The sequence below is a fragment of the Actinomycetospora sp. genome (genome assembly GCF_055612215.1).
In genome coordinates this window covers 1-7,304 of record NZ_JBVPVA010000705.1, presented here as the reverse complement: position 1 = coordinate 7,304, position 7,304 = coordinate 1, and the positions used below count along the sequence as shown (strand labels likewise).

The 7,304-nt window shown below is 76.3% G+C and carries 8 protein-coding genes; 4 read left to right on the top strand and 4 right to left on the bottom strand.

Annotation, left to right across the window (positions count from 1 at the left end; translation table 11 throughout):
• Window positions 1-18 precede the first annotated feature (18 nt).
• A complete protein-coding gene (locus AC0CYZ_RS19385) occupies window positions 19-186 on the bottom strand; it encodes a hypothetical protein (RefSeq protein ID WP_472218280.1) in 168 nt (55 codons plus the stop codon).
• Between the two features lie 196 nt (window positions 187-382).
• On the opposite strand from AC0CYZ_RS19385, the gene AC0CYZ_RS19380 reads away from it, so the two are divergent.
• Entirely contained in the window at window positions 383-1,483 is a 1,101-nt protein-coding gene (locus tag AC0CYZ_RS19380) for a sulfite oxidase (RefSeq protein ID WP_472218279.1), read from the top strand.
• Between the two features lie 9 nt (window positions 1,484-1,492).
• Here AC0CYZ_RS19380 and AC0CYZ_RS19375 read toward each other — a convergent pair whose 3' ends face one another.
• Window positions 1,493-2,398 carry a DMT family transporter gene (locus AC0CYZ_RS19375; protein ID WP_472218277.1) on the bottom strand — a complete coding sequence of 302 codons (906 nt, stop codon included), beginning with the start codon at window positions 2,396-2,398 and terminating at the stop codon, window positions 1,493-1,495.
• A 147-nt stretch (window positions 2,399-2,545) separates the two neighbouring features.
• Here AC0CYZ_RS19375 and AC0CYZ_RS19370 point away from each other — a divergent pair, with 147 nt between their 5' ends.
• Both AC0CYZ_RS19370 and AC0CYZ_RS19365 read left to right on the top strand, forming a co-directional pair.
• Complete coding sequence (locus AC0CYZ_RS19370; protein WP_472218275.1) at window positions 2,546-2,950, top strand: YidH family protein; 405 nt, start codon at window positions 2,546-2,548, stop codon at window positions 2,948-2,950.
• Window positions 2,947-3,273, top strand: coding sequence for a DUF202 domain-containing protein (locus AC0CYZ_RS19365; RefSeq protein WP_472218273.1), 327 nt, complete (start codon window positions 2,947-2,949; stop codon window positions 3,271-3,273). Before AC0CYZ_RS19370 ends, AC0CYZ_RS19365 begins: the two co-directional genes overlap by 4 nt.
• 12 nt (window positions 3,274-3,285) lie before the next feature.
• Here the strand turns inward: AC0CYZ_RS19365 and AC0CYZ_RS19360 are convergent, their stop codons facing one another.
• Window positions 3,286-4,671: an NAD(P)/FAD-dependent oxidoreductase gene (locus AC0CYZ_RS19360; RefSeq protein WP_472218271.1), complete on the bottom strand. Its 1,386-nt coding sequence runs from the start codon at window positions 4,669-4,671 to the stop codon at window positions 3,286-3,288.
• A gap of 68 nt (window positions 4,672-4,739) precedes the next feature.
• Window positions 4,740-6,101, bottom strand: a complete 1,362-nt coding sequence (locus AC0CYZ_RS19355) for an acyl-CoA dehydrogenase family protein (protein ID WP_472218269.1) — start codon at window positions 6,099-6,101, stop codon at window positions 4,740-4,742.
• A 362-nt stretch (window positions 6,102-6,463) separates the two neighbouring features.
• Here AC0CYZ_RS19355 and AC0CYZ_RS19350 point away from each other — a divergent pair.
• Window positions 6,464-7,304 (top strand): MSCRAMM family protein (locus AC0CYZ_RS19350; RefSeq protein ID WP_472218267.1); only part of this gene is annotated, 841 nt, incomplete at its 3' end.

Here is a 7,304-nt window from a genome sequence, read left to right as displayed (position 1 = left end):
TCCGGCCCGGGTCCGCCCTCAGTCCCCGGAGCGTCGATGACGACCGCCCGAGCCCCGCAGCATGACCGGCCGGGACCCGCGCTCGGGCGCCGCACCGTCGTCGTCGCGGAAGGAACGCCGTGGCAGGTTCCGGTCGGCGCGGCCGAAGACACGCCGGACTTCGTCGTAGATCGGCGTCTGGGTCATGGCCGCAGACCCTACGACGCCCACCGAGGGCCACCCGCTCGCCCCTGACCACTCCGACGAGGGGTTTGTCGACGCGCTGAGCAGGGAAAACGCCGCCGACCGCGGGCAGGGGGACGACGCTGCGACGGCCCGGCACGACCGGGGGAACCTCGACTCCACGCCATCGGACGAACACTGTGACCCAACCGACAACCCTGTGTCACGGGAGGCCGCCATCTACGGCAAGCGGCGGGACATGACCGTCCACGGGACGGAGCCGTTCAACGCCGAACCGCCGCGGGCCGCGCTCGCCGACCGGATGCTCACCCCGCTGGAGGCGTTCTACTGCCGCAATCACGGACCCGTGCCCGCGGCCGACGCGGCGGCGTGGCGGCTCACCGTCGACGGGTTGGTCGCGCGGCCGTCGTCGTGGACGCTCGCCGGCCTGCGGGACCGCTTCGCGGTGCACTCCGAGACCGCGACGCTGCAGTGCGCGGGCAACCGGCGCGCCGGGCTCGTCGAGGTGCGCGACATCCCCGGCGAGGCGCCCTGGGGACCGACCGCGACCGCCACCGCGCGCTGGACCGGGGTGCGCCTGGCCGATGTCCTCGACGACGCCGGCGCGGACCCGGCGGCCACCGACGTCGCGTTCCTGGGCACGGACGTCAGCGAGCAGGCCACGCCGCCGCAGGAGTTCGGCGGCTCGATCCCGCTGCGCAAGGCCCGGATGCCCGAGGTCCTGCTCGCCTGGGCGATGAACGGCGAGCCGCTCGCGCCGGTGCACGGTGCCCCGGTGCGCGTCGTGGTCCCGGGCTACATCGGCGCTCGAAGCGTCAAGTGGGTACAGCGCGTGACCGTGGCCGACGGCCCGTCGGAGAACTTCTTCCAGGCCTCGACCTACCGCCTCCTGCCGCCCGACGTCGATCCCGCGACCACGGGTCCCGGCGACGGTGTGCCGCTGGGGCTGGTCGCGGTGAACTCCGACTTCCTCGCCCCCGACGACGGCGCGGAGGTCCCGGCCGGACCCACGCGGGTCTCCGGCTACGCGTTCGCCGGCGGCGACCGCACCGTGGTGCGGGTGGACGTCTCCGACGACGGCGGGGCGCGCTGGATCCAGGCCGAGCTCGGCGAGCCGGCGAGCCCGTGGGCGTGGCGGCACTGGTCGGCGACGGTGGACGTCCGGCCGGGTGCCCAGGAGATCCTCGCCCGGGCGTGGGACTCCTCGGCCGCCCTGCAGCCGGCCGACCCCGCGTCGGTGTGGAACCCGAAGGGCTACGTCAACAACTCCTGGGCCCGGCTGCGGCTGCACGGGCGCTGACGCGGCCGGCTACAGACCCGGGTGTGCGGGTGTGGGCCCGGCGCGGATCAGCGCGACCAGCCCCACGACGGTGACGACGGCGCAGACCACCGCCAGCCCCGCGCCGACCACCCCGCCCCCGAAGCGCTCGTCGAGCACGACGATGCCGATGACGCCGGCGACCACCGGGTCGACGGTGGTCTGCGTCGCGAGCCCGGCGTCGAGCCCGCCGTCGCGGTAGGCGGTCTGCAGCAGCAGCACCCCGATCACGGGCAGCACCAGCACGGTGATGCCGGCGACGACGACGCCGGCCTCCAGCGGGCCGCGGTGCAGGCCGTGCAGCACCGGGCGCACCAGCCCGGAGGTCACGCCGGCGCACAGGCCCGCGCCGGCGGCCCGCGACACCGCGCGGGCCCGCCAGCCCAGCCGGTTGCCGGCCAGGACGACGGTCACGAGCACGACGGCGGCGGCGACCGCGGTGCCCACGAGCCCGCCCGACCCGGCCGGGCGGGGCTCGCCGTGGTGCGGCGCGAGCGCGAGCAGCCCGGCGAGCCCGGCGACGAGCACCGCCGCCGACGCCCACTCGGCACCGCGGATGGTGCGGCGCTCGAGGCGGGCGTCCAGCGGCAGCGCGAGGACCAGCGCCAGCACGCCGACCGGCTGCACGAGCGTCACCGAGCCCAGGCCGAGCGCGACCACGTGCACCCCGGCGCCGCAGGCCATCGAGGCGAGGCCGCTCCACCACAGCGGCATCCGCGCCAGGGCGCCGAAGAACTCGCGGCCGTCGCGGGGGTGGGTGCCCTCGTGCGCCGCGCGGGAGGCGGCGAGGCGCTGGAGCGCGGCGGCCAGCGCGTACAGGAACGCCGAGCCGAGGGCCAGCAGGACCGCGATGACCGGGTGGGCCTCCAGCGGCGGGCCCGGCGCGGGGGGTCTCATGCGCCCGACCGCCCCACCCTGTCGCCTCCTCGCCCACCTGCCCGTCGCCGTCGACCGTACGGCCGTCCGGGCCGGGGGTGCGCGCACCCCCGCCGCCCGCGATGCTGTGCCCCCCGGCGAGACCCGGCAGACGAGGAGGCAGCGCGGATGAGCCCGCCCGGCGGCGCGCCCCCGGACCGCGACGAGGCCGGTCCGGACGACGACCGCGACCACGCCGACCGCGAGCCCGACTACCGGTTCACGCTGGCCAACGAGCGGACCTTCCTCGCCTGGCTGCGCACCTCGCTCTCGCTGCTCGCGGCGGGGGTCGCCGTCGTCCAGCTGGTGCCCGCGTTCCCGGTGCCCGGCGCCCGGGGGGTCATCGGCGGGCTGCTGGCCGTCCTCGCCGTCGTGTCCGCCGCGGCCGGCGTGCTGCGGTGGCGCGCGGTGGAGACCGCGATCCGGCACGCCCGTCCGCTGCCGCCCCAGCGCCTGCCGTGGGTGCTCGGGACGGGACTCGTCGTCCTCGCGCTCTTCGGGCTCGTGCTCGTGGTCCTGCGGGGCGAGGCGTGAGCGGCCCCGCCGGCCCGTCAAACGCGGGCCTGCAGGCCGAGCGCACCGGGCTGGCCTGGAGCCGGACCTCGCTCGCCGTCGGCGCGAACGCCGCCCTGCTCGCCGTCCGCGAGCTCTCCCACGCCGGTCCCTCGCTCGGCCTGGTGCCTGCCGTGATGGCCCTGCTCGTCGCCCTCGCGACCGCGGCCTACGGGGTGTACCGGACGCGGGTGCTGCGCCACACGCCGCTGCCCCACCCGGTGGCCGCGACCCGCGCCGTGCCGGTGCTGGGCGTCTCGGTGGTGGTGCTCGCGGTCGTCGCGAGCGCCGTCCTGGTCAGCTGAGCCGGTGTGCCGTCAACCCGACGTCGTCGGGACGCCCGCGGCGGCGCCGGGCACCGGATCGTCGCCCTCTTCGGCCGCCCGGCAGGCCTGCTCCGGGGTGAGGTAGTCGTCGGTGTGCTCGAACTCGGCCAGCCGGCCGGAGGAGCTCGTGAGGAACCCGAGCCGGACCGGGGAGCTGCCGGCCGCCGCGTGCAGCGCCCAGTTCCCGGCCACGCGGGCCATCGCGGCCGGCGCCCCCATCGCCGCGAGGTGGTAGCCGCGGGTCACGACCTGGGCGGGCCACCCGGTGAGGTCCACCCGCAGCGGCTTGGCCACCGCGTCGGGCCCGCCGAGGTCGACGACGAGGCCGAGGTCGTGGTGCCGGTAGGGCCGCAGCGACCGTCCCTGCAGGCTCGCGACGACGTTGTCCGCCGCGATCGGGGCCTGCCGGGTGGCGTGCTGTGCGGTCGGCGGGCAGACCGCCCCGCCGCCGGTGGCCAGGTCCGGGACCGCGGCGGCGTCGCCCAGCGCGAACACCTCGGGGTGGCCGGGGACGGCGAGGTCGGCGCCGACCACCAGCCGTCCCTTCACGGTGTCCGTCCCGAGCCGGGACACCAGCGGGTTCGGCGCCACCCCGGCCGTCCACACGAGCGTCTCCGTCGCGAGCCGGCGGCCGTCGGAGAGCGTGACCGAGCCGTCGTCGACGGCGGTGAGGCTGGTGCGCAGGTCGACGTGGACCCCGCGGCGTTCCAGGACCCGGCGGGTGTCCTCCCCCAGCCGCGCCCCGAGCTCGGGCATGAGCTGGGCGCCGTGCTGGACCAGGTGCCACTGCACGAGCGACGGGTCGAGCCGGCGGAAGCGCCGGGCGAGGTCCGAGGTCATCAGCTGGAGGTTCGCGGCGGTCTCGACGCCGGCGTAGCCGCCCCCGACCACGACGAACCGGCAGCGGCGCGCCCGCTCCTCGGGATCGTCGCTCGCGTTCGCCACCTCGAGCTGGCCCAGGACGTGGTCGCGCAGGAACTGTGCCTCGGCCAGCGTCTTCATCCCGCGCCCGTACTCGCGCAGCCCCGGGATGTCCATCGTCGCGCTGATGCTGCCCGGGGCGAGGACGAGGCGGTCGTAGTCGAGGATCTCGCGGCGGCCGGTGATGCTGGTCGTCACGACCCGCCGCCGGTCGAGGTCGACGCCGACCACGCGGCCCGGCACGAAGGTCGTGCGGCGCAGCCGCCGGGTCAGCGACGTCGCCACCGCCACCGGCGGGAGCAGGCCCGCGGCCACCTGCGGCAGCAACGGGAGGTAGAGCACGTAGTCGTCGGGGCTGACCAGGCGCACGTCGGCGGCGGGCAGCCGGCGCTCGAGCCGTCGCGCGACCGCGAGTCCGGCGAACCCGCCGCCGACGATCACCACCCGCTGCGGCACCCGTGCCTCCCTTGGCCTTCGGCTCGTGCGTGCTTGTCCGTGCTCGGGCACGGAGGCGCACGCACGGGTCATCGGACGAACGCGCTGTGCCCCGTGACGGCCTTCCCCACGATCAGCGTGTTCATCTCGCGGGTGCCCTCGTAGGAGTAGAGCGCCTCGGCGTCGGCGAAGTACCGCGCGATGCCGTTGCCGACGATGATGCCGTTCCCGCCGACGACCTGACGGCCCAGGGCGACCGTCTCGCGCATCCGGTCGGCGCAGAACTGCTTCGCCAGCGCCGAGTGCGCGTCCGACCCGCCGCCGTCGTCGATGAGCTGCGCGTTGCGTGCCGCCATGCCGAGCGAGGCCGTGGTGTTCCCGAGCATCTGCACGAGGGCGTCCTGGATCATCTGGAACCCCGCGATCGGGCGGCCGAACTGCTCGCGCTCCTGGGCGTAGGACAGCGCCAGCTCGTAGGACGCCATCTGCACCCCGGTGCAGGCCCAGGAGGCGTTGCCGCGCGTGCGGCGCAGCACCGCCCCGGCGTCGGCGAAGGTGCCCTTGCCCCCGGAGAGCCGGTTCTCGTCGGGCACCCGGACCCCGTCGAGGGTGATGTCGGCGTTCTGGGTGATCCGCAGCGAGGTCTTGCCCTCGATCTTCGCGGTGGTCAGGCCCTCGGTCTCGCGCGGGACGACGAAGCCGCGCACCGCCTTGCCGTCGGCCCCCTCGGAGACGTCGCGGGCCCAGATGACGATGACGTCGGCGAACGTGCCGTTGCCGATCCAGCGCTTGTGCCCGTCGATGACCCATCCGTCGCCCTCGCGGCGCGCAGTGGTCTCCATGCCGCCGGCGACGTCGGAGCCCCCGTGCGGCTCGGTCAGCCCGAACGCGCCGATCGTCTCCATCCGCGCCATGGGCGGCAGCCAGCGCTCCCGCTGCTCCGGGGTGCCGCACGCGTCGATCGAGCCCATCGCCAGGCCCGAGTGCACGCCGAAGAAGCTGTTCGTCGAGGCGTCGATGCGGGCGATCTCGGCGTGGACGAAGCCCATGAACACCCGGCGGGCGGGCTCGTCGGACCAGCCCGAGAGCCCGTAGGGCAGGCCGGCGAGGTCGAGGCCCGCGAAGCCCTGGATGAGCTGGTCGGGGAAGGCGTCGTTCGCCCACGCCTCGTCGACGACCGGGGCGACGTCGCTCGCGAGGTAGGCCCGCAGCCGGCGCAGGTGCTCGCGCTCGGGCTCGGTGAGCAGGTCGAGGTAGCTGTAGAAGTCCGCGAGGTGGGGCCCGTCGGGCTCGAGCGCGAGGTGCGGGCGGGGCAGGTCCTCGAACGGGGACGTCGTGGCGCCGGCGTGGTCGGAGACGCCGGCCTGCTCCGGCGCGGGTGCGGAGCGGTCGGCCTCCGGCGGCGCGTCGGAGCGGTCGGGGGTGCGGGACTCGGTCGGCGCGGCAGCCATGTCGGTCAGCGTCCCCCGGCGGTCGGCACCACGCCAGGCGGAGGCGGTCCGGGCGGTGCCCGGACCGGGTGCTCCCGCCCACCCGCCGGGGCCTCGGCGGCAAAATGCTTGTACTATTCAAGTGAAATGGCAGGGTGGTCCGGGCGCACCGGGTGGCCGCCGCGTGCGTGGGCGAGCACAGTGGTTCCCGGGCGGGACGTGACCGGCCCGGGGCCGCGCCGTCACCGTCCGGGGCATCCTCGGCGCGACCGGGTCACGGGCGGCCCGCCCGGCCGTCGCACCGGTGGGAGCGGCGGGTGCGCGCCACGGCGTGGCGCCACCGGGTCGGGACGCGACCGACCCACGAGCACAGCGGAGGAACGGTGGACGGACAGCAGCCGATCATGATCTTCGGTCGGGTGACGCGGGGGGACGGTGCTCCCCTGCCCGGGGCGGCGCTGACCCTCTGCGACCTCGCCGGCGACCAGCTGGACCGCGCGGTGGCCGACGACGGGGGCCACTACCAGCTCGCTCCGTCGACCGGCGGCACCTACCTGGTCATCTGTGCCTCCTCGACGCACCAGCCGAAGGCCTCCCTCGTCGCGGTGTCCGACCGCCCGATGCGCCACGACGTCGCGCTCGCCGGCGGCGGCGCGAGCCTGGAGGGCACCGTCGGGACCGGGCACGAGCACGGCCTCGCCGGCACGCCCGACGTCGTCCTCACCCTCACCGACGTGCGCGGGACGGTCGTCGCCGTCGCCCGCTCGGACGCGCAGGGCGCGTACCGCTTCGCCGACCTCGACGAGGGCTCCTACACCCTCACCGCGGCCGCCCCGGACGTCACGCCGGTCGCCGAGACCGTCCAGATCCCCTCCGACGGCGTCGTCACGCGGGACATCGCGCTGGCCACCCAGCTGCGCCTCACCGGCGTCGTGCGCTCCGCCTCGGGCGGCCGCCCGGTGGGCGAGGCCCTGGCGACGCTCGTCGGGTCCGACGGCAACGTCGTCGGCGCGGCCGTGACCGGCGACGACGGGACGTTCACCTTCCCCGAGGTCGCCCCCGGCACCTACACGATCACCGCCAGCGGCTACGCCCCCGTGGCCAGCGAGATCGAGGTCGGCGCGGGCCGCCCCTCCGAGGTCACCCTCACCCGGACCCCGCCGGCGCTCGGCCCGGCCGACGGTGCGGCCGGCGCCGACGACCGCGACTGGTCGCACGAGTTCG